The following is a 21,766-nucleotide window of genomic DNA, read 5'->3' as shown; positions in this document are numbered from 1 at the left end:
GCCTCACATACTTCTCCGAGCAATTTTATACCATACCGAATAGTCCGATCTTGTTATCGTTCCATCGTTGTCGTAATCCATGGATTCGATAAATCTTGGGCTTCCGACGGTGGTGCCAACGGCGCCCCTCGCCAATACGGCATCCTGCGAGTCTATGACACCGTCGCCTGACAAATCCCCAGGTACCGCTTCGATTTCCTCTGAAAGCAAAAGTCCAGTCCCGAAGTAGGATGGGTCTGACCAAGACTGATTCACATCAGTCCACCAAGCAATCTTACCCTCGCTGGACTCCGTATCCGGAATGTCATTATCGGCAATCATCAGATCAAATCCGATGTAGTCACCTGCACTTGGGTTAACTCCATAGTTACTCCAGGGAACAAAGAACTCCACGTTGTATCCTCCTTCTACTTCAACACCTGCTGCCAAGACCCCCTCAAGCGTAGGATTGCCGGCACTCGCGCCCACACCGGTCACGATGTTATAAACATACTGCCCATCGTTTTGGTAGCTCGTGGTCTTCGCGTTGTCGGGATCTAAGTAGAACTCAACTGAATCGAAGTCGTGCGCGCTCTTCGTCGTCCCTTCTGTATGATAGACAAGAATGTCGTCTTGAACCTCGACGTAAAAGTAGAGACCTGCACCATCCCACAGAACGCGGTAGCTTCCATCAAGATCGGCGGCTCCATCTACAGTCCCACGGTTGACGCGAGAGATGGGATACTCATTCGCGTCCGACCAAGCGGAGTCCATCAGGCCATCGATCGCAATGCTCTCCGCAGCGAACTTGATCTCCGCCTTGTTTGGCAACGCGGTCACGCTGAGAGTAGCGATATCACTGATTACCGGTCCCAGAGAATTGGATACGACAACGTAGTACTCGTCTCCGTCGTTCTCGACGGAAAGGTTGCTCAACTGCAAAGCAGGGCCTTCCGCACCTGAAACCACCTCGCCATTGCGGTACCACGTGTAAGTAAATGGCGCCTTTCCGATAGCTACCACTTCGAACGAAGCGCCCGCACCTTCACCGACATTGGCATCATCAGGTTGGCTGACGATGATTGGCGCCTCGGCTTCCGGCAATGAAGCGTTCAACAGCCACCAGTCCTTTAATGCTCGGTACTTGAAGGCGAGCAGCTCCGGCTGGCCAACGTACTCCTTGGAGCCCCAAGCCATGCCGCGACCGTAGCCACCGTGATGCACAAAGTGAGTGAACTCCTGATAGAACGGCGCCAACGCGTCGAGGTATGCCATGTAGGCATTGTAAATCAGCGGATTACGGCTCGCCGCTTCGCCAGCTGTCGTGATATGCTGGCCCCCTTCGTAAGTGATCATCGGAATATCCTCCGCAGACCAAACTTCATAGTGATCGCGAGCGGTCGTCTTAACTCCTTCCAAGCGGGCATAGAAGTCAGCCAGCATCGCTTCGTCGTCCCCACTCGAAGTGAAGTTGAAATACGGAGCCAAGGCATAGCCATCGATCTCCCGACCATTCGGATTGATCAACGGATCGCTTAAGGCATCGCGGTGCACCCTTGAAAGGTCCGGGAAGCTGGACCAGCCAGAAAGCACTTTGTAAACACGATGGCTTTCCTCGCCGAAGCTTGCATCGAAGATCTCGTGCAGCTCTAGCGAACGCATCACATAGAAGCGGAAGCGGGCATACTCCTTGTCCTGAAACCATCCGTAGCGCGGGAAGTCACCTTGCTCCAAACCAAGGGCATAGCCTTGCTCTTGAGTGTAGATTTCCGAGCCGAAACCAGCCCAGGCCTCGTTCGAGTACTCGACCATCACCTGGAGATTAGGATCTAGATTGTCCCTGATGAGATTGGCCAGCTGGGCAACGTAGTCGTTGCTCGCAGCGTGCGGCACATTGATCCACATATCGACTTCAAGCAAGTTGCAGAGCTTGATCATCCATTCGAAGGCGACGCCTTGCAGAACTCGGACATTTTCCTTAGTATAATTTTGGATCACTCGCTGGTCCAAATCGTCGGGCTGCCTGCGGTCTTCCCAGTTCTCGATCCAATTATTATTGGTCGGATTCATGTCCATGAATCGAATCACCTCATAGTGAGCGAGCTCGTCGAGGAAGACGGGATTGAACGGATTGCTGGTATCGTAGTTCGCCCATTCGTCGGCGAAGTTAACACCAGACTTCCAAACCCCGTTCAAGTCGCTTCCCAGTCCGATTCCCAAAACCATCGGATCAAGGGCTTGAGCACGTTCCAAAGTCGTTACACTAAAGGCAGCGCTCGGAGCCGACTCGTTCCCATATACATCCAATGCGGAGATCGTAACGTCGTAGGTCGTATTCGGAGACAAGCCAAGTAAACGCAGTTCTGGTTCAGTGGTGGCATTCCAGAATTGTCCTTCAACGAATACACGGTAGCTGCTAACGCCTACCCCGGCGTCAACGGAAGGCTCCCAGGTGAGCTTGGCTTCAATGTCTTGAACGTCTACTGCAGCCAATCCGTCAGGAACGGACGGCGGCGTTTGATCGACCGTATCTGGTATGGGAAAGCCGAAATCGAAATCGCCAGACCTCACGCTACCCCAACTATCCGGATAGTCAGCACCAGTGAGTTCCGTCGCTTCATAAAGCTCTGTCCACGTTTCACCGTCGTTGGAAGCTTCGCAATGGAATGCTGTTAAACGCGACCAGCTAGGCGAAGCGATACGAACCCCGGTCGGGATCGCCGCCGTATCCTTGAAGTCAAGCGTCACCTCGTTTCCAGACTCCACATACCAATGAGAGTTTGTATCACCGTCGAACATCTTCCACGGACCGTCGAACGCGTAGACATTGCCCGTGCTTGTGGATATCTCCACAGACTCGTCGCCAACGGAACCTGTGATCAAGTTAAATGGCATTTCCTTGTCTCCAAACAGCCAACGAAGCTCGCGCAGCTGCATGGGATTTGGGTCGCTGGAAGACGCGTCTATCCAGAAGCGAAGATAACGGTAGGCCTTCGCCTGGTTGGAATTCGCTTCGACCAGACTACCAAACACCGCGATGTCATCTCCGTCACTGAAGCCAACCCCCTTGCTTGTATAGGCCACTCCATCGTAACCGTATATTCTGAAGGTGACTGTACCCTCCACAGACTGCAGGGCAGCTTCAGTTGTCGTGGAAACTGAGAAAGGATTTCCTAGCATTCCTCCCAGAGTTTGCGGAGTCACACCGGAATTTCCTCCCAGCGAAATTCCTGCTGTTTCGAAGCCATCAAGGCTATACTGGATCTCAATCGAAAAATCCTCTGGATCAGTGCCGTTATTCTGAGCGTAAGCCGAGTAGAATATTTGATCGATCTTCAACGCGTATCCTATTTTCGGAGACACAGAGAACTCATAGTACTCTCCGTTCGCGATAGCTACCTCCAAAGTCGGATCATCGAATCGAGTACCGGTCGTGTTAAAACCGCCGGTCTCGCCACCATAGGTATTACTTCCACTCGCTCCCGGACCACGGGTGAGGTCGCTCACAGTTACGTTGAGATTCTCCGTGGTAGCCGCAGCACTGGCCTCGCCACCACCATACCCCGCAAAGTCAAACGCTGCAATCACAGCCGAATCGCCAGGAACGGCGGGCGTTTCGATTGCGACTGGACCTGCGAAGGAGGATGCATCCGATCCAGCTACCGCACGCACGCGAATCGTGTACTCAGTACTGGCAGAGAGGCCGGTGATCAATATTTCGCTGGAGTCTGCGTCCAGAGTTTCGACCTGCGGATAAGTAGCCCCACCATCCGTGGATACTTGAACTTCGTAAGCCGTCTCACCGTCAGCATTATCCTGCCAAGTTGCAGCAATCCGGTCAAAGGCAGGTGCCGAGATCGCTAGATCGCTGGGAGCCGCCAAAGTGAGACCTCCACCGCCAGAACCTCCAGCTGAGCGCACCGTTCCAAAGACAAACAAGTCTTCGCCCGCGTCGAAACCAATACCCTTGGCCGTGTAGCTAGCACCCTTGTATCCGTAGAGTCGGAAGGTTACCGTCTCGGATACCCCTTGCAAAGCCGCTTCGCTCTCGGTCGAGAGGGTAAACGGATTGCCGAGCATACCTCCGATCGTTTGAGCAGTCACGCCGTTATTACCTCCCAGCGACACCCCGTTGGTCGCGAACCCATCAAGACTGTACTGAACTTCTATGGAGAAGTTCTCAGGACTCGTCCCATTGTTTTGGGCATAGGCCGAGTAGAAAAATTCTTCGATATCGAAAACGTATCCACTATCTGGAGTAACGGAAAACTCGAAGTAATCATCGTTCGCGATCGAGCCTGCGATATCCGCGGCATCGAATCGAGGACCTGAGGTATTGAAGCCTCCAAGCTCTCCTTGGTAGGTCGAGCCACTGCCGGTCGTTCCCGCACCGCGAACCAAATTACTCGCAGCGGAGTTTTCGGCAATCGTTGACGCGCTCGCTGTGGCCTCACTTCCTGAATAAGTAGCGAAATCGAATCCTGCTATCACCTCTGGAACCGCAGGGTTCAACTCCGTGACCGTACCACGAATCGCCAAGTCATCTCCAGCGTCAAAACCTATCCCCTTGGAAGTGTAGCCCGCTCCCTTGTATCCATAGATTCGGAACGTCACTGGGGCCGTCACTCCCTGCAGAGCAGCTTCCCCTGCCGTTTGCAATGAAAAGGGATTTCCGAGCAGCCCTCCAATAGTCTGAGCAACCACACCCGAATTGCCACCAAGCGATGTACCAGCCGTGGCGAAACCATCGAGGCTGTACTCGACCTCAATCGAAAAGTCGCCTGGGTTGGTACCATTGGCCTGGGCAAACGCTGAGTAGAAAACTTCTTCAATATCAAAAGCGTATCCTTCCAATGGTGACACCGTAAACTCAAAGTAGTTATCGGCAGAAATAGCTTCCTGCAAGGTCGCCTTAGTGAAGCTCGTAGCGGCGGTATTAAATCCTCCTAATTCGTTTCCGTAATTGGTTCTCCCAGCTGCGCCCGCTCCGCGTGTTAGGTCCGTAACAGTGGCGCCGCTGTTAGCCGTCGTCGCTGTCGCTGTATTTTCAGTGCCTGCGTAGGTCGCAAAATCAAACCCAGCAATCACGTCGAGCTCAGGAAGTGGAGGTAGCGTGGTCGTACCGGCCGCTCCTGAAAATCCGGATACAAAGCTACCGTTCACCGCGCGGACACGGTAGAAGTAGATTGTCTCTGGCGTCAGTCCGGTATGCGAATAGCTCGTCACATTCGGCCCAACATCAATGCTCTGCAAATAGTTCTGTCCGCCGTCGCCGGAAATTTGGATTTCGTAGCCCGTTTCGTTGTCTGCATTGTCCGTCCATGATAGGTCGATTACCGTCGCAGAAACAGCGTTGACCGCGAGATCGGTGGGAGACGCCGGGATGTCAGGGTTCTCGTCAATGACCACGGAGAATGTCGCCCTCGCCTCGTCCCCTGCTCCAGAATTGGTGTCGGAATCCGTCACCACGACTTCGAAACTGTAGTTACCAGCCACTTGAGGAGTTCCGGAGAAGAGGCCGTCATTGAAACTTAAGCCTGAAGGCAGATCAACGGGATTGGTTACACTCCAATTCAACGCTCCATTTCCACCTGTCACTATAAGGTTGGCTTGGTAGGGATTTCCCTCCTGACCATCTGCTAGCGTAGTGGAAGTTTGGAACACAGGAGCAGTATCATTAAAGGCGAGAATCTCAAACGGGAATAGAGCTTCATCGAATTCGCCTCCTTCATCTGTCGCGCGAATCGTCGGAGAATAGACTCCTTCCGAACCCGGAGCAGGCGTACCTGAAATCAACCCGGTCACGGCATTAAGGGTGAGGCCGACTGGCAGACTGCCACTTTCCACAGTCCAATCGATCGGAGGTACACCGCCAAAGGTCTGCAGCTGGGTCGCGTATTCAGTATTCACTGCACCATCGGGGATGCTCGCGGTGATAAGCTGGATACTAACGTCCCCTGCTATCTCAAGCAGAGCCTGGTACTTGGGAGCAGTCAGATCTGCAACGTCTTCAGTAGCCCCCCATGACCCATGACGGCTGGCGCCACCAGCGACGACGAAGTAAGCGAACTCTTTTCCTCCAAGTTCAAACCAGTTGTCGATCATGTCTCGCTTCACCGCGTCTTTCATGCCCGGCAAGCGGTTCATCAGGATACGGTTCTGCACATTGGTCGTCGAGCCGCCGCCTGTATCCGGACCGCCTTCGTAAACCATGGGAGCAACGCCCCAATCGTTGACGCTCTTGTCGATAAAGGTAGAACGACCTCCTGCCGCTTGGCTGTCGCTACTGGCAACCAAAGCAGCCAAAAGCTCCTCGGGTGTCGCTGTATCTGACGCGGCACCGTCGTTCATGTAAGGCGCGATCGCGAAGCCGTAAAAATAGTCGCTAACCGGACCGTAAGTCGATTCCATCCAGTCGACTGCGGCTTGCCATTGGTTTTGCAAATCGAAACCGATTGCACTCGCCCAGTGAGCATGAATCGGGCGTACCTTGTCCAACAATACGTCTGTACCATACTTTTCAGACAATACTTCGGAGAATATCTGTCCGAACTCGTAAGCTCGCTTGATATGGCGACGACGCGCCATGTGTTCTTCATCGCTCGTTCCCCAATCGAAGCCATTGTCTGCGGCTTCGACCGCGGCCAGCTTGTTGTATATATATTGGCTGAAGCCAAAGTTCCAAACCTCGTTCGAATGCTCGAGGTAGACATTGAGGCTTGGGTCAAGCGGATCGGTCGTCTGGACGCCTTGAGCCAGCATAGCTTCACTGAAGGGTCCGCTTACGTCCGCATCCCCCATATCTACGCCGTAAGCGACCAATATCGCCAACTTCTTCACGTAGTCGAGTTCCGCATGCACGGGAATGTTCAACCAAAGGTCCGCCCCTACTTCGTTAGCGATTTCGATGTCATACTCCCAGGCGACTACCGGCTGCTTGAGACCGCGGTTCTCAAGCACTTGCGAAGGGCTATCCTTCGTTACGCGATCTTGCCACAAGGTAACGTTATTTGGATACGGATCGCCTTGAAAGGGATTCGAATTATTCGTGTGCTGCACATCCATAAAACGTAGGGCCGCGAATGGCTTCAACGCGTTTATAAACTCGTCGGTAAAGACTTGATCCGGGCGGTCATGGTAACCGGGGCGAATGACCTCCAGGTCCGTTATCCCAGCGCCGGTGGAGCTCTCTGGATTAACCGTATTCGTAAACTGAATCGCAGCTAGACCGGAATTGTCATTCGGGTCGTTTGCAATCACTTCGTCTTGGCTAAATACGTACAAGTCCAAAGTCGTGGTGTTGCTCGCCACATCATAGGTTTGATTCGTAATTGAAAAGTACGAATCGCCCGCAAACGAAGAAACGGTCGCATCTCCCTTAAAAGATACCTTATAAACTCCACTCACGTCGATCTGCTTCCGTTCAGGATCGTCGTAGGGCGGATTCAACCAGCCGCCCCACAGACGCCAGTCGAACAAGATCATGCGAAAATCAGTCGTCGGCCAGCCACGTTCATCGCGCATTGTGTCCCAATCGAGCGGGTCTCCGTTCGGCTGAGCCCAGCGATTCGACGTCTTAACGACATCGACAAATGCCCTCATTGGGCCACTGCCGATTCCGCCGATATTCGCTGTTGTCAGTTCGGGATAGGTATCCTCTTGAGCAAATATGATACTCGGGGTCAGGCTTCCGAGTATCATAACGATTAATGAAAAAATCAGTCCTCTCCCCTTGGGGTGTAGACATGCGGGTGCGCTCGTAGACATAGCTTCTCTCATAGCAATTTCAGGTAGGGGACTAGAGACGGTGAAACAATTCTCCACTCGCCACTTAATCAGGGGCTTTATAAATACTTGCTAAAGTGATTAGCCGAAGCAGACGAACACACTATTTGTTATAGCATAAATCCGTTTATAGCCCTAATTATATATCCAGTAAAAAGCTTGGAAAGTATTACCCTAATAAAAAAGCCCAGACACTACTAGGGAAAAGTCCGCCTCACACGAACTCCATCGGGTGCTTCTATCTCGACCTTGAGACTACAATCAGGCTCGCGAGTCCACGCTACTCTGATAAGTCCCAGGCGATGTGGGAGAGAACCCTCAGCCTGATCAATCCCCTCGATTCGTAGCGGATCAAGAATCCAATGATCTGGATCACCCGCAAACTCCTGCCTCAAACCGAGCACCCACTTGGTGTACCAAACTGCTGGATACCCGCTCCATCCGTGACAGCGACTCCCCATTCCATCCTTAAATCGATAGAAACATTCCGGAAGAGTTCCAAATCCGTCCTCAACAAGTGGCCCCCAATGCGTCCGGATTAAGCTTAGTGCTCGCTCGCCAAAACCTCGCTCGGCCATCTCTGAAAGCAGATAACGGAAAAAGTACAATTCGATATGCCCCGCAAATCTGCCTTCCTTCAGCCCTAGTTCCAAGTTACCCTCCAGAAGATCGAAAAGGTAACTTTGAACGCTCTCAAGCTGACTTGCCGATCCTATCTTCAAGGACCATGCCAACAGGTTAGAATGGGCCGCAGGGCTCGTTGACATAGTACCCTTACTTTCGATACAAGCCGCATAACGTCCTTCCGCGGCAATCCAAAGAGCGGACGCAAAAGCTTCCCTCACCTTCAAAGCCTCACCCTGAAAAGCTTCCGCTTCGTCGGTGTGACCGAGCTCGAGAGCTAGAGCAGCCGACTTTTCGAGGGCGAGAATCCTTAATGCGTTCAAAACCGCATTCGCAACTCCCTGCCGATCTTCCAATCGTACCCCCCAATCTATAAAAAGCTTCATTCCCTCGGATCCCCATAGCCCTGTTGGGCCTGCCTGCCAAACCGAGCTTTCCCACAAGCGCAACAGATGTGGCCACAATTCCTCTACGATAGATTTATCGCCTGACATGGCCCAATGTTCCCAAAGGCCAAGCACCCAGATTAGCGAAAAGTCTTCGTGTGGGGTGCGATGATGGGCTGGCGCTACGCACGCAAACTGACCGTTCTCCAATTGCGATTGAGCAAAGAGCTGCAGACAGCGACGGGCGATTCGCAGGTCCGCGTCGATGAGGCCTTGCAATAGTTGATTGACCGTGAAGTCGCCAATGTAAGCTCCCCTCTCTCGCCACGGAGAATCTGAATACACGTCTTCCGCGCTACCAATGACCGTTGCTAGCGCCGCTCTCCATATTGCCTCGTCAGTCGGATTACCATCGGCAAACATACCCTTCGCGGCTTTGAGAGTCCGCGTCTCTATGACATTTAGCGAATTCAATGTAGGCTTTTTCTCTGCACCAGCGGCTGGATACATCACCACCTGGACAACATGCCCGCCCCTAGGATTAAGACCGGTAATCTTCTGCAAACCGCCTCGCAACACGTAGCGATCGACGGTGTGGACAAAAGGGTTCGTGCGATAGAGATCGATCATACCGTTAGGCTGCTGCCATTCGTCGTAGCCCACGTCGATTATCTGCCCCGGCTCAGCGTCCACCTCGAGCTCCACATGGCCAAGGACCTCCCTTCCAAAATCGAAGACCAAAACTGTTCCCCCATCCTCTTTTGAATCGGACCCAAACTCCATCTTGAGTTTTTGCCACGCCATAAGGCGGGCCGGGGTGAGCTTCCATGGGTCTCCGTCAGCGGCAATCCAATCCGCGTTCTCCACCGGCTGCCCCGCCACGATCCACTCGTTTTGCGATTGCTCATCCAACAAAGGCGATACGCGTAGTCGATCTCGACAATCCGCGATCGGAAATGCGCAAGCCCGCAATCCTCGCGGCAGTCGAAAGAGGCAGTCCCAATAAACTGTATTGGGCAAACACTTCACAAACCCGCAAATACAGTTCCACCCCCTCTTGAGAGACACTGAGCCAACCATGCGGAGTCCAGCAACCTCTTCAGCTTCACTCCCCAAAACGTCACCATTGATCCAATACACTCCCCAGTGGTGCCAGAGTTCGATGGCATGCGACCGATCCGACTTTACCCAAAACTGAATCGCCAAACACCTACTTCCTTGGATAATCCCCGGAGGACCAAGATACCTATCAGGAAAATGGATCCCAAAGATTTCACCAAGGTCCGCTAGCGATTCCTGCAAAACAAGCGAGCGCGGCTCCGCTCTCTCGAACGGGGGCCGAGGCACATTCCTCGGCGCAAGCTCGCCCCAGGCCACCTCTGATTCCGGGAGCAAACGCGGCGGCTCCCATCCATGGCCCAAGACTCCTGGCAGGTACCAGGCGTCCTCCGTGCAACGCGTGTCGCGAACCTCGACCGCATTGAGGGCGAAGGTGTAGAGAGCGGTGTCCTTCGCCCACCCGTCGAGTGCCCTCACTTTCCAGGATCCCGGAGTGCCGAAGTCGATACTGCCACGCCCTCCCCATGCGATGAATCCGTCGCGACCTCCAGGCATCGTTTGAAACGAAGAACAGCCGTAATGATGAACCTCTACCGCGATACAGTTCGGGCCAGAACCAAGAAACGGAGCCAAGTCGATGCTATCGAACAGGGGAGCCGATTGCACGAAGCGAGCAGGACCCGAGGACACAAACGCCCCATTCACCCAAAGCCGATAGCGAGTCTCCGCGAACAGGTGCAAACAAAGCTCTCCATCTCGCGAGCCATCGTATCCATCTAAATCTAAACGATAGAGCAGCACCTGGCTACGATGGGCTTTATGGACGGGCAAACCAACAAATCTGGCTCGTGGCGAAAACATCCTGAACTAGCTGCTTGGGATAAGGGGGGAGAACAAGCGCTCCAAGTTGGGGCGACTCATACGTGAGACGAACAAAACGGTACGAGCGCGTCACCCACATCTCCTATCAAACCGTTAATCCTGACTACCCTAATCCGTGATTTGTCCTTAACGAATTAACCTCGAAACATCGTGACAGCCGCCTTCCCCTCGCGAGTTTACGTATTCTTACAACCAATCTCCCATACCCATTTTCCACGGCCAACTCCTGAAGATGACTCCCGCCTCGCTCACGTCAGAACAACTCGATGCCATTCTTGACCTGCAAGGACACGAACCTTGCCCCGGAGTGGAGATCGAATTCGAACGCATATTGGGCGAGCTCCCTGATGGCCACTCAGTCTACGCTACAATCTACCGACCGAGCCACCTCTCAAGCCAGCCCGCGCCCGGACTACTCGCCTTCCACGGAGGAGGATTTATCGCCGGCAACCCAAATGGCTGCGGCGAGATCGCTAAGACGCTAGCGCTTTCGCTAGGCATCACCACTGTATCCGCTTCGTACCGACTGGCAAGCGAAGGCGAGCCAAGCTACCCAGGTATCTTCGAAGAAGCCTCGCTATCTTGGCGTTGGATTTTGGATCACGCGGTCGAGCTCAACATCGACCCTACACGGATAGCGGTATCGGGGGAATCCGCCGGCGTCCTGCAAGCCGCCCATCTCGCAGTAGAAAGTCCCTTGCTCTCCCTCGACCCTCAGACTCACAGGCCCGCTGCCCTCATCTCGCTTTGGGGATGCTTCGACTACGTAGCGCGCTGGTTCGACCGAGGCCAATCTCCCGGAGCCGAGGCAGATCTGCTGGGTACAACTTACTTGCAAGACCCGCGGCTCTACCACATCGTGAGTCCCGTCAAATACGCCACAGCGCCCCTCCCTCCTGCAATCCTAGTGTATGGAAGCCAAGACCGCGTCGTTCACCTGCGGCAAGGCAAAATCGCCCATGCCGCATGGCAAGCCGCCGGAGCTCGTAGCGAACTAAAAATCCTGGACAATATCGGCCACGACACGATCGGCGACACCCGCTACCCCCGTGAGCAAGCCCTACATGCAGCCGTCAAATTCCTCGCCGCCCACCTCTAGGTGGCGTCCTGCGAACTGAGGAACTACTTCGTATCCAAACTACCATGACATTCCCAATCTGATTTATGATTACCCCACCCCTCTTCACCCGAGAACCCGCCAACCCCATCGTCACTCCCGGCGCACCGTCCTGGCGACGCGCCGTTAGCTTCAATCCAGCCGTCTTCCACGACGGCCAGCAGTATCGGATGCTTGAACGCTGCGCCGGCAGCCTCCGTCCCTTCATCTGTCACCTCGGACTCCTAAGGAGCGACGACGGCGTAAACTGGGAGCTCGCTTGCGACGAACCCGTATTCACCCCCGCCATGTGCGGCAGCCCCATCGGCAGCGTGCAAGATCCACGCGTGACGAGGCTGGAGGGGCGCTGGTGGCTCACTTTCGCCTACCGCCCCTACGCTTGGTCATCGCACCCCACAGGCGTAGGAGTACCTGAATCGCACGAGACCGACTTCCCAAACTTGCCACCCTTGCCTCAAGCCGACGCGGCTGGCTCATCCAATGTCGCGAACGGTCGCTCAGACAACCTTACTCGATCCGGTCTGGCTGTATCCGACGATGGGCTAAACTGGAGCTTCCACTCCTGGATCACCCCAGCGAATATCGACGACCGTAATGTCATCCTCTTCCCAGAAAAGATCGACGGACGCTACGCCGTGCTCCGCCGTCCCCTGGAAGCCACGAGTTCCTCTATTTGGCTAAGCTACTCGGATGATCTCGAAACCTGGACCGCCCCCGAACTCCTCGCCAAGGCCGCGTATCCATGGGAGAACAACCGCATCGGAGGTTCTTGCCCGCCTATCCGTACCGACGCCGGCTGGCTGCTCTTCTATCACGGAGTGGAAACCACCGATCCATCTGTCAAGGCCGTCACTTATCGCATGGGCGCCATGCTTCTCGATCTAGCAGATCCCCAAAAAATCATTGCTCGCTGCCCGCTGCCGCTTTTCGAACCAGAAGCCTACTACGAACGCGTTGGCCTCTACATTCCCAATGTCGTCTTCCCCACCAGTTGCCTGCTGGAAGGCGACACGCTGCTGCTCTACTACGGAGCCTGCGACACCTCCATTGGCCTCGCTCGAGCCAGCCTCAGCGAGCTTCTATCAGTGCTAGTCCGCCACCCCTGCCAGGACTCCCTTTAGTTAACGGATTCATGAGACCGTCCGCGTATCGCGCTCGCCTTGAATTCTTCATGATCCCTATAAACTAAATCTCCCGCCCCGCTCCATGATCATTACCCGAAAGAAAAAGGTCCCCGTCCACTGGCTTTTCTACGCCCAGTTGCCACTCCTTCTCACGATATACGGCGAATCCGTTATTCACGCGCCCTTCCTCCTGCTCATGAAGAAATTCATGGACAACCCCGCGGCCATCATGGGGCTGATCAGTATGGAGATCTATATCAACCTGTTTGGAGCTCCTTTCATTTCGTGGCTGAGCGACCGCGTATGGACTCGCTGGGGACGCCGCAAATTCTTCGTCGTAATCGCTGACACGGGACGCGCCCTCTGCCTGCTCGCCATGCCCTTCGCGCCAAACGTCATAGTCCTGATCATCCTGCGTTGGGCGTTCAGTCTCGCCGGCAGCTTTGGCAGCATGACTCAAGCCTTGATCTACGAAGTCGTTCCACCTCCCCAACGCGGGCGGCTTTCCGGCTTCTTCCAAGCCTCCGTCCAATTTGGCAACATCATCTTTTTCTTCCTGCTGCTCGGTCGATTCGACGACTATTATTTCATGGGGCCGTTTCGCTATGTGACCGAACTCAGCGGCGGCGCCATCATGTTTTGGCTTTGCGCCTTCGTCCTGCTCGGCATCTCCGCTTTCGAAGCATTGGGCTTTCGCGAAATTAAGCCACCCGATGGCGGCAGCATAAACGACGGTAGAAAGCCCGGACAATCGATCTTCATCCACTTCTTCAAATCGTTCTACCAAGACGTATTCGCAAAAGACCTACTACCGATCTATCTCTTTGTATTCGTCACGATCATGTTCGCGGTAAACTTGGGGATTTTCCAGCCACTGCTCTACACCGAGCAATGGGGCTACTCGCTGCAGGACATGGGGAACACGATGGCAGTAGGAGCCATCTTCTCCATTACCTTCGCCCTCATAGCAGGTTGGTTCGCAGACCGCTATGGAAAGATCCAAACCTTCGTTCTCGCTTCGGCAGGGTCGCTGATCATGAACATCTTCTATACAGTATGGGTAGCCTTCCAGCCAGACAACCGGCCCACACTCATCCAAATCATAGTCATCGGAAACATCACCCAAGCCTTCATGATGGTGAAGTCGGTCGTAACCTACCCGCTGATGATGGAGTACGTGAAACGAAGCCGTATGGGCTCGGCAAGCGCAGGCATCTACCTCTTCCAAAACCTGTTTCGCAGCCTCGTTCTTCTGTTTGTGGGCGTCTGGCTGGTCTGGTGGTCGGTCTGGTTCTTCCCGCAAGCCGGCTACCAAACCGCGACCACCTTCCCCGACGAAATTGACGCGGATCAACTACGCTCAAAGATCGAATCGACCGGACTCGACCCCGACGACTACCTGCTACGCCCAATTCATCAATACGGAGTCGACAAGGAAACGTCCATGCGTTGGTGGATACATCGCAACGATGAAGAAACGGCAGATATCCTAGCTGAGCTAAAAGACCTCAAGAACGAGCTATCCAGCCTCGAAGCAGAAGTCACTTCGCCCTTCTTAACGGAGCCAGAACGCGACGCTATCAACGAGAAAATCGACACCGCGAAATCGCGCACCACTGAAATCAACGAAACACTTGAGCGCGGCAAATCCGAGCTACACCGAAAGCTTTACGCGGTTCTCGGCGACGCACTCTTCGAACCAGGCGCCCAATTACGCGACGCTCGATTCGAGGACGACACCTTGTTTCTCGCCCTAACGACGATTGAGGAACTCCCTCAGGAACAAGTCGAGTTGTTCGAGCAAAACCTCAACGGTCCGCAATACCAAGTCACTGCTAGCAAGAATGACCTATCCAGCTCTCGTTGGCGATCAGAGGTACGCGTCGAAGTCGTGGACGGAGAAACGCCGGGCTTGCAAGTTAATGCGAAGTTCGATCCGAACTTCACCCGCATCTATCGGATTTTGAATACAGGAGATAACTTGATCCCTGCCACCTTCGAGCTAGCGAATTCGATCAATAGCATCTTCCAAAGCGGGCTCGGTCGTGGTAACCAGCAATTCACGATCACTTCGGTAGAGAAAGGAACACGCGATGGTCAAGCAACGCTCAGCTTCGAGCTAAGCATCTCACAAAACGCCCTCACCTCGGACGCTTCCCTCCTGGCAGAAGCCCTTACCCAAGAGCAAGCGATCGAAGACGCCAGCACTCAGCAAATCGCGGACAACCGATATCGCTTCGAACTCCAACTCGCGAGCGAAGCGATGACAGCCAAAAATTCCGACTGGTTATCCCGCTCTCGAGCAGACGAAATCCGAACCCGACTCGATTCCCTGATGCAGGGCGAGGCGTTCGCCCAAGGCTTAGCCACTGAAACCTACCTCCGCTTGGCGGACGTGCTCGCCTCGCAACCCTTCTACGTAAACATCCCCGAAAACACACCTCGCAGCAAACATACGGAGCGGGAGTATGAATACTTCTTTTCCAGCAAAACCCTGGAAATCGCGAGCGACCTGGTAGGTTTCGCTATCATCTTCTTCATAATCTATATCGAGAAAAAAGGTGTCATTCGCCGCTACGGAGCAGAGGAGGATCTAAAACGATGAGCCCAGAAGAATTATACAAAGACGAAGCTAATATCGCGAAAGCGAGTGACGGACGCTGGTATTACACGCCCGACAAGTTCGCAGCCAAGCTTGCGTTCCTAATCGGAAGCCTCGCGATCACTGCTTTGGGCGTCATCCTCATTTGGGATCCAGCGGTAAGGTATCTATTTGGCGAACAGGAAATGGCTCGCATCACCCGCATCGAGAGAAACGATCCGGACACGGAGCCTCAACTGATTCGCTATCGTAAAGAGATCCCAGAAGGCGACTACTTTACGCGCTTCACTTACACCGCCACTGTCGACCAAGAAGATGGAAGCTCAAGGGACTTCACCCTCGCAATTGGTAGTCGCAGAAACGCGTTTGTGAACGTGAACGATGACGTCGAGATCATCTACTTCACTGAAGACAGTCACGCGTATCAACTTTATGAACACCGCACCTGGTCCTTTGGAATCGGCTTTTTGTTTGTCGGAGGCCTCCTTACATCCTGTGCGGTGCCAACTCTTTTGGCGGTCGGCAAACCAATCCTCATCGACGAGGAAGCCGCCGAAGACTTATCCGAGGATCCAGCGCACGCTTAAAGCAGAAAGGCCAGTCGCTATAGACCGGCCTTCCCGCATAAGCTACCAAACCAAATTCTTTCGGATGTATTCAAAACTTTGGGATAGCGAATCGAAAGGATCCCCAGGGCAAGTGTCCTGCTCTACAATATAGTGCTCGCATCCCGCTGCTTCCGCTTCTCTGACAATTTCCACGAAGTCCATATTTCCATTGCCGATCTCCGCATAGTCAGCGTCCAGAGAATCAGGCTTCAGGCGATAGTCCTTCATGTGCAAAAGCGGTGACCGACCCTTCAAGCCACGCAGCCAACCAGCTGGCGAACCGCCGCCCCTCTGCACCCAAAAAGTGTCAATCTCAGCCTGAAGGAAGCGGGCATCCGTCTCCTCGTAGATTCGCTCTAAGATGATCTTACCTCGACTGCGCTGGAACTCGTGATGATGGTTGTGGTAGCACAATACCAAGCCCGCCTCCGCCATCTTTCGACCGGCGTCGTTTAGCCCTTTGATCAACGCATCCACTTCCTCGTCGCTAGAAAAGTCTACCCCCGCAGGGTAAGGATAAGCAGTGTAGCGGACGCCTAGATTTTGCAGGCGAGCAATCACCGTATCTGTTTCGTTGAGGATCTGTTCCCCAGACTCGTGCGTAGCGCAAATCGTCAAACCCCGCTCGCCCAAGACTTCCACAAGCTCCTGTTCCGTGAACAAGTCTGCTGACAGTCCGCTGACCTGCACCGACTTGTATCCCATTTTAGATACTTTTTCGAATGTCGCCAAGGCATCCTCTCGGGTTTTCACAAAATCCCTTAACGTATAAAGGATCACTCCAAACTGTTCTATTTTCGGCATTATCTATTCCTATTTATCGTTTCACCTTGCTTAGAAGGACTTCGCAAATTCGTCGCTATCTACAGTGCCTCGCACGTCCACTCGAGCTTTGGGCTTCGAGGCAGCAATACGGGATTTCAGAAGAGCTTCATAACGCGAGCTATCCATCGGCAAGCTCACCTCTCCTCCTTCCGCAGCTGATAGAAGCATCGCATTTGCCAGCTCGACCGAGTTCATCCCTTCTGCGGCGGGAGCGATCAAGAGCTCTCCATCGAGTATTGCCTTAGCGAAGTTTTTCAGCACTCCAAGATGCTGTTCTCCTGTATTGGGGAAAGGGATCTCAACCTTCCAGGTGTCGGGTTTGCCGAACAGGTTTTTCGTTGTTTTCAGAAACTCTCGGTTCTCGACTTCGTTGCGCAGCCATTCGACTTTTCCGTTTTCCAAGATCACCCGCCCTCTGGCGCAAGCGACCTCTAGGCGATTCGTTCCCGGTGCCTCGCCGGTCGTAGTGATCATCACGCCCCGCTTACCATCCGCATATTTCATAACCGCGGTAACGCTATCCTCGACTTCGACGTCATGGAAACGACCGATCTGGCAATCCGCCCAAATCGTTTCCGGCATACCAAAGAGCCACTGCCAAAGGTCGAGCTGATGCGGACATTGGTTCATCAAAACGCCCCCACCTTCACCCGACCATGTAGCCCGCCAGCCGCCCGACGCGTAGTAGGCGTCGGGTCGATACCAGTCCGTAATGGTCCATTGAACTCTCTCGATTTCACCCAACTCGCCGCTCTCGATCAATTGCTTCAACTTGATGTAAGCCGGATCCGTTCGTTGGTTAAACATAGCGGCAAAGACAACGTCCTTACCCTTACTCGCCTCGATCAAACGTTCGCAATCTGCTTTATGAACGGAAATCGGCTTCTCTACCAACAAGTGCAATCCTGCAACCAAAGTTTCGATACCGTATGTCGTATGGCTGAAATGAGGCGTGCATACGATCATAGCCTCTACCTCTCCAGACTTTATCAAATCGCTTCCAGACTCGAAGAAACGGATATCCGGGAAAGCTTTGGAAACGTCACTTCGCTCGTCCGCTATAGCTGCTAACTCCAAGCCCGGCACCTTCCCTTCCATGATCATTCGTGCATGAGCACTGCCCATGTTTCCTAATCCAATAATTCCGACGCGAACTGATTTATCCATGTCGCAATAATAGCAAAACGGAGCCTAGCTTTGGAATGGACTCAAAGGTGCATCTCTTGCACTTTCCTGTCATCTCATGAAACAAGAAAAACTCAGAGGCTTAAAACTTTCCCTCTGCGATCGCTTGATTCTCCACAACAATCCACCGGGCTGGAACTGGCGTTCCAATATTCCAGATTACTACAATCTTTGGATTGCACTCTCAGGACCGGGAAAAATGTGGATCAACGACGAACTCATACCCTTCTCGGCAGGTACAGCCATTCTACTGTATCCGAACGATAGCGTTTATGCGGAACGGCTCGACTCGGCGGGAATGCGAAACATTGGCTTGCACTTTAGGTGCATCAACGAGCCTACCAACAAAAGAGGACTTCAGGCATTCAAACTCCATCCCATCCAACTGAGAAGATTAAGCCTGATTCACGAAATGGCCCGTTACCTCTCTGAAGTTCCAGTATCGCAACAGGAAGAGGCGAACGACTGGGCGACTAAGATATTTCATGTGTTCGCCCGTGATTGGCTGCTTGGTCCGGAGGACCCTCGCGACCAGATTATTCGAGCCCAAGTTGAGCGAATTAAAGAACGCCCCTATCAATCCTTTCCCACCGAGGAGCTCGCCAAGGAAGCTGGCTTATCGCTCTCGCAATACCGTCGACGTTTCGCGAAGCTGACTCAAACCCAACCGAGAACCTTTTCGATCTTGCAACGTCTCGAAACAGCCAAACGCTTACTTCTCGAGAGTACTCTCAATATCGACCAGATCGCTCAAGCCCTCGGCTTCAACGACACTCCTTTTTTCTCCCGTCAATTTAGGAAGAAGACCGGAATGAGTCCTTCCGAATTCAGAGCTCAAAATCGCGAGGACTCCGTTTAACGAATTAATTGCAAGGCAGCTTCCCAAGCCGCCTTGCAGCAAACAAAAGCTCCAGCCCATAGATATGACTGATACAATCAAGCTAACCATCTGGAACGAATTTCGACACGAGAAGAGCAACCCAGCTGTGCAAAAGATCTATCCAAAAGGGATCCATTCGACCCTAGCCGAGTCCCTCGAGAAAGATGCCAAGATCGAGGTGAGCACCGCCACCCTAGACGAAGATCAGCACGGACTAAACGAGGAAGCGTTGAACAATACCGATGTATTGATCTGGTGGGGACACTGCGCCCACGGCGAGGTTTCCGACGAGATCGTCGAGAAAGTTCAGCAAAGAGTACTCTCGGGCATGGGCCTGATCGTCCTGCACTCCGGCCATTACTCGAAGATCTTCAAGCGCCTCATGGGCTCCAACTGCTCGCTTCGCTGGCGGGAAGCAGCAGAAAAAGAACGACTCTGGAATATCGCACCCGGACACCCCATCACCCAAGGGATTGGAGAATACGTCGAGCTTCCCAACGAGGAAATGTACGGCGAACGATTCGACATTCCAGAACCGGATCAGCTGATTTTCATCTCTTGGTTCGAAGGAGGAGAAGTCTTTCGCAGCGGAGTGACCTGGACTCGCGGCAATGGAAAAGTCTTTTACTTTCGCCCCGGTCACGAGACGTATCCAACCTACCACAACAAAGACGTTCAACAAGTGATCCGCAACGCGGTTCACTGGGCAAAGCCAATGGTAAACATCCCCACCAATCTCGCTCCCAACACCGAACCGCTCGAGTCCCTTTCCGAGAAAAGTGCCACATTTGGCGAAGCTGGCATCAAAGGCCAGTAGTTACAGGCTCGAAAGATGAAGCAACTTAAGTGCGCCGTCGTCGGCCTCGGCATGGGCAGGCACCACGTGAAAGCCTTCCACGAACACCCGGATTCCACTGTGGTCGCCCTTGTGGACCTCGACGAAAAACGGCTGAAGGATATCGGAGACCAGCACCAGATTCCTAATCGTTACCAATCGGTTGACGAACTATTCGCCAACGAGCAGCTGGACATCGTCAGCATCGCCACGCCAAACAGCCTGCACAAGCCCGTGGCCCTGCAAGCCTTCCAGCACGGAGCCCACGTCTTCTGCGAAAAGCCGGTCGCGCTCAACGCTCGGGAAGCGGAAGAGATGATCGCGGCATCCCAAAACGCCGACCGCCGGCTGATGATCAATTTTTCCTTTCGCTTCACACCGACCTCCTGGGCCCTCAAACAACAAGTTGACTCGGGAGCGATCGGCGACGTTTACGCAGGCCGAACCCGCTGGCTGCGCCGCGACGGGATGCCGGGCTTCGGCGGCTGGTTCGGCAAGAAGAGCTTAGCCGGCGGCGGGCCGTTGATCGATCTCGGCGTGCACCGACTCGACCTCGCTCTCTGGCTCATGGGATATCCAAATCCTAAATACGTATTGGCCACGACCGCCAATACGCTTGGTAAACAGAAAGCCGACGCAGCCGGAAAGGAATTCGACGTCGAAGATTTCGCTTCCGCCCAGATCACATTCGAAAAGGGCGTTAGCCTGCAAGTCGAGGCCTCGTGGATGGGACACATCAAGGAGGAAACCATGGAGACATCGCTGCTTGGCACGAGAGGCGGCTTGTCGCAAAACAACATCGATGGCAGCTACGACTTCCGAAGCTTCCTCTACACCGAATCGCAAGGCAGCAAACTCGATATCGAAATCAAAGGCGGCACCCAAGGCCCCCCTAGCGGCATGCACCACTTCGTCGATTGCATAAGCGCAGGACGTCCACACACCGCCACCGCCGAGGAGGGCCTACTCGTCATGAAAATCCTCGATGCCATCTACCTCAGCGCCGCATCGGGCCAGCCGGTCAGCCTCGCCTAGCTCCTTGATATGACAGCGGAAATCCAGCTTCTCGTTCGAGCCGACGACATTGGATCCAGCCACGCCGCGAACCTCGCCTGCGTCAAAGCCTTGCGCGACGGCATTGCCCGATCGGTCGAAATAATGGCCCCTTGCTCCTGGTTTCCCGAAGCAGTCTCCCTGCTTAAAGACCTTCCTGCCGGCCGCGATGTCGGCGTACACCTTACCCTTACGTCCGAATGGCCGAACGTGAAGTGGCGTCCACTTACGCACTGCCCAAGCTTAACCGACGAGCTAGGCTACTTCCTCCCCAGAATCTGGCCGCGCTTCGATGGCGATCTCTGCCTACGCAACAGGCCTTGGAAACGCGACGAAGTCGAAGCGGAATTTCGCGCTCAGATCGAACTCTGCCAAGCCCAACTCCCCGAGCTCAACCATCTCAGCTACCACATGGGCTGCAACGACGCAGATCCTCGAATCGGGACCCTCTGCCGTGAACTTGCCGTCGAGTACGAACTAGCGGCTGATCCCTTCGCCGCCGGATTTAAAAGCATTCCACTCGCGCCAAAATCCGAAATCGCCAATACGACGGAACGCCTCCACCAGGCCCTTTCCTGCCTCCAGCCTGGCAAGTGGATTTTGATCGACCATCCCTCTCTCGACAATGAGGAGATGCAAGGTATCTGTAATGTAAACGGCCGAAAAATAGCGCGAGAGCGACAACACTTTACTGATGCTTGCTGCAGTCCTTCTTTGCTAGAGCTCATTCGCCACCGAAACATCCAACTGGTCAGCTACGCCGCGAGGGGCTAGCCACGAATACAAGCAGTACCACCGACTGTATCCGTAAGAACAGTACCC

12 protein-coding genes are annotated in these 21,766 nt (G+C 53.9%); 8 read left to right on the top strand and 4 right to left on the bottom strand.

What is annotated here, in order from left to right; genetic code table 11:
- Positions 1-3 precede the first annotated feature (3 nt).
- Both QEH57_RS12165 and QEH57_RS12160 read right to left on the bottom strand, forming a co-directional pair.
- Complete coding sequence (locus QEH57_RS12165) at positions 4-7,680, bottom strand: sugar-binding protein (RefSeq protein WP_309007008.1); 7,677 nt, start codon at positions 7,678-7,680, stop codon at positions 4-6.
- Positions 7,681-7,961: 281 nt separating this feature from the next.
- On the bottom strand, positions 7,962-9,686 hold the full coding sequence (locus QEH57_RS12160) for a family 78 glycoside hydrolase catalytic domain (RefSeq protein ID WP_309007007.1): 1,725 nt from the start codon (positions 9,684-9,686) through the stop codon (positions 7,962-7,964).
- Positions 9,687-10,947: 1,261 nt separating this feature from the next.
- On the opposite strand from QEH57_RS12160, the gene QEH57_RS12155 reads away from it, so the two are divergent.
- From QEH57_RS12155 to QEH57_RS12140, 4 genes are all read left to right on the top strand, one after another.
- Positions 10,948-11,814: an alpha/beta hydrolase gene (locus QEH57_RS12155; RefSeq protein ID WP_309007006.1), complete on the top strand. Its 867-nt coding sequence runs from the start codon at positions 10,948-10,950 to the stop codon at positions 11,812-11,814.
- A gap of 65 nt (positions 11,815-11,879) precedes the next feature.
- Positions 11,880-12,953, top strand: a complete 1,074-nt coding sequence (locus QEH57_RS12150; protein ID WP_309007005.1) for a hypothetical protein — start codon at positions 11,880-11,882, stop codon at positions 12,951-12,953.
- A gap of 85 nt (positions 12,954-13,038) precedes the next feature.
- The gene (locus tag QEH57_RS12145; RefSeq protein ID WP_309007004.1) at positions 13,039-15,561 is read left to right on the top strand and encodes an MFS transporter; all 2,523 of its coding nucleotides are present in this window, start codon (positions 13,039-13,041) and stop codon (positions 15,559-15,561) included.
- Positions 15,558-16,145, top strand: a complete 588-nt coding sequence (locus QEH57_RS12140; RefSeq protein ID WP_309007003.1) for a hypothetical protein — start codon at positions 15,558-15,560, stop codon at positions 16,143-16,145. The genes QEH57_RS12145 and QEH57_RS12140 overlap by 4 nt, the downstream gene beginning before the upstream one ends.
- Before the next feature lie 42 nt (positions 16,146-16,187).
- Here QEH57_RS12140 and QEH57_RS12135 read toward each other — a convergent pair whose 3' ends face one another.
- Together QEH57_RS12135 and QEH57_RS12130 are read right to left on the bottom strand one after the other, a co-directional pair.
- On the bottom strand, positions 16,188-16,970 hold the full coding sequence (locus QEH57_RS12135; protein WP_309007002.1) for a sugar phosphate isomerase/epimerase: 783 nt from the start codon (positions 16,968-16,970) through the stop codon (positions 16,188-16,190).
- Between the two features lie 30 nt (positions 16,971-17,000).
- A complete protein-coding gene (locus QEH57_RS12130) occupies positions 17,001-18,158 on the bottom strand; it encodes a Gfo/Idh/MocA family oxidoreductase (RefSeq protein ID WP_309007001.1) in 1,158 nt (385 codons plus the stop codon).
- Positions 18,159-18,234: 76 nt separating this feature from the next.
- Between QEH57_RS12130 and QEH57_RS12125 the strand changes: the two genes are divergently transcribed.
- From QEH57_RS12125 to QEH57_RS12110, 4 genes are all read left to right on the top strand, one after another.
- Entirely contained in the window at positions 18,235-19,035 is an 801-nt protein-coding gene (locus QEH57_RS12125) for an AraC family transcriptional regulator (RefSeq protein WP_309007000.1), read from the top strand.
- A gap of 64 nt (positions 19,036-19,099) precedes the next feature.
- Complete coding sequence (locus tag QEH57_RS12120) at positions 19,100-19,873, top strand: ThuA domain-containing protein (RefSeq protein ID WP_309006999.1); 774 nt, start codon at positions 19,100-19,102, stop codon at positions 19,871-19,873.
- Positions 19,874-19,888: 15 nt separating this feature from the next.
- Positions 19,889-20,926 (top strand): Gfo/Idh/MocA family oxidoreductase, encoded by a 1,038-nt coding sequence (locus QEH57_RS12115; RefSeq protein ID WP_309006998.1) that lies wholly within the window; start codon positions 19,889-19,891, stop codon positions 20,924-20,926.
- Between the two features lie 9 nt (positions 20,927-20,935).
- The gene (locus tag QEH57_RS12110) at positions 20,936-21,718 is read left to right on the top strand and encodes a ChbG/HpnK family deacetylase (protein WP_191615645.1); all 783 of its coding nucleotides are present in this window, start codon (positions 20,936-20,938) and stop codon (positions 21,716-21,718) included.
- The last annotated feature ends 48 nt before the right edge of the window (positions 21,719-21,766 follow it).

Origin of the sequence: Pelagicoccus sp. SDUM812005 (assembly GCF_031127875.1) — a bacterium.
GTDB lineage: Bacteria > Verrucomicrobiota > Verrucomicrobiia > Opitutales > Opitutaceae > Pelagicoccus.
This window is presented reverse-complemented; position numbering and strand designations above follow the sequence as displayed.

What these genes read in the sequence shown, in the direction of transcription:
- QEH57_RS12165 (WP_309007008.1), bottom strand. Translation starts at nt 7,680, where the DNA reads ATGATACTCGGAAGCCTGACCCCGAGTATCATATTTGCTCAAGAGGAT.
- QEH57_RS12155 (WP_309007006.1), top strand. Translation starts at nt 10,948, where the DNA reads ATGACTCCCGCCTCGCTCACGTCAGAACAACTCGATGCCATTCTTGAC.
- QEH57_RS12150 (WP_309007005.1), top strand. Translation starts at nt 11,880, where the DNA reads ATGATTACCCCACCCCTCTTCACCCGAGAACCCGCCAACCCCATCGTC.
- QEH57_RS12145 (WP_309007004.1), top strand. Translation starts at nt 13,039, where the DNA reads ATGATCATTACCCGAAAGAAAAAGGTCCCCGTCCACTGGCTTTTCTAC.
- QEH57_RS12140 (WP_309007003.1), top strand. Translation starts at nt 15,558, where the DNA reads ATGAGCCCAGAAGAATTATACAAAGACGAAGCTAATATCGCGAAAGCG.
- QEH57_RS12135 (WP_309007002.1), bottom strand. Translation starts at nt 16,970, where the DNA reads ATGCCGAAAATAGAACAGTTTGGAGTGATCCTTTATACGTTAAGGGAT.
- QEH57_RS12130 (WP_309007001.1), bottom strand. Translation starts at nt 18,158, where the DNA reads ATGGATAAATCAGTTCGCGTCGGAATTATTGGATTAGGAAACATGGGC.
- QEH57_RS12125 (WP_309007000.1), top strand. Translation starts at nt 18,235, where the DNA reads ATGAAACAAGAAAAACTCAGAGGCTTAAAACTTTCCCTCTGCGATCGC.
- QEH57_RS12120 (WP_309006999.1), top strand. Translation starts at nt 19,100, where the DNA reads ATGACTGATACAATCAAGCTAACCATCTGGAACGAATTTCGACACGAG.
- QEH57_RS12115 (WP_309006998.1), top strand. Translation starts at nt 19,889, where the DNA reads ATGAAGCAACTTAAGTGCGCCGTCGTCGGCCTCGGCATGGGCAGGCAC.
- QEH57_RS12110 (WP_191615645.1), top strand. Translation starts at nt 20,936, where the DNA reads ATGACAGCGGAAATCCAGCTTCTCGTTCGAGCCGACGACATTGGATCC.